The organism is Leisingera sp. JC1, assembly GCF_001679925.1.
Lineage (GTDB): Bacteria > Pseudomonadota > Alphaproteobacteria > Rhodobacterales > Rhodobacteraceae > Leisingera.
Genome location: NZ_LYUZ01000056.1, coordinates 1 through 662, shown reverse-complemented (window position 1 = coordinate 662; position 662 = coordinate 1). Strand labels below are relative to the sequence as shown.

Genomic DNA, 662 nt, shown 5'->3' with positions numbered 1-662 from the left:
GTGCAGCGGGCAGAGGAGACACAGGGCGTCACCTTTGTGGGACGGCTTGCCACCTACCGCTACCTGGACATGGATGTGACCATCCGCGAAGCGCTGGACGCGGCGCGCGGTTTTGCCGGATGCCTGGACAAGGGCACAGCGGCACCGGCGTTTTTTGCCGCACCGCTCTGAGCCGGGGGCTCAGCGCACCAGCCATTCCGCGATTTGCGGGCCCGCCTGCCGCATCCGGATCCAGCGGGCCCCGGCGGGCTGGCCCTGGCGCAGGCGCAGCTTGCCCACCAGCCCCACCAGCGCCCATTCCGGGCGCTGCGCGCGCGGCACATAGGCCCGGGAGGCATCATAGGCGGGATTTTGCTGCGGGCGGCCGTCCGCATCCCGCAGCAGGGTGCCGTAGGGGTCGCGCAGCCAGCGGTGCTTCCAGCCATCCATGTCGCCGTCGCCCACCACTGCCGGGTTGGCGCTGATCACGCCGATGGGCTCCTCGCCGGCCTTTGCGGCGCGTATTTTTCCGCCCTCCAGCACCACGGAGGTCGCGCAGCCAGCGGTGCTTCCAGCCATCCATGTCGCCGTCGCCCACCACTGCCGGGTTGGCGCTGATCACGCCGATGGGCTCCTCGCCGGCCTTTGCGGCGCGTATTTTTCCGCCCTCCAGCACCACGGAG

At 70.4% G+C, this 662-nt stretch carries 1 protein-coding gene; it reads right to left on the bottom strand.

Annotated features, from left to right (window positions below; genetic code table 11):
- Positions 1 to 180 precede the first annotated feature (180 nt).
- Positions 181 to 558, bottom strand: a complete 378-nt coding sequence (locus A9D60_RS26940) for a peptidase G2 autoproteolytic cleavage domain-containing protein (protein WP_065266703.1) — start codon at positions 556 to 558, stop codon at positions 181 to 183.
- Positions 559 to 662 lie beyond the last annotated feature (104 nt).

Excerpts from the sequence above, each read along its gene's own strand:
- A9D60_RS26940 (WP_065266703.1), bottom strand. The coding sequence starts at position 558 with ATGGCTGGAAGCACCGCTGGCTGCGCGACCTCCGTGGTGCTGGAGGGC.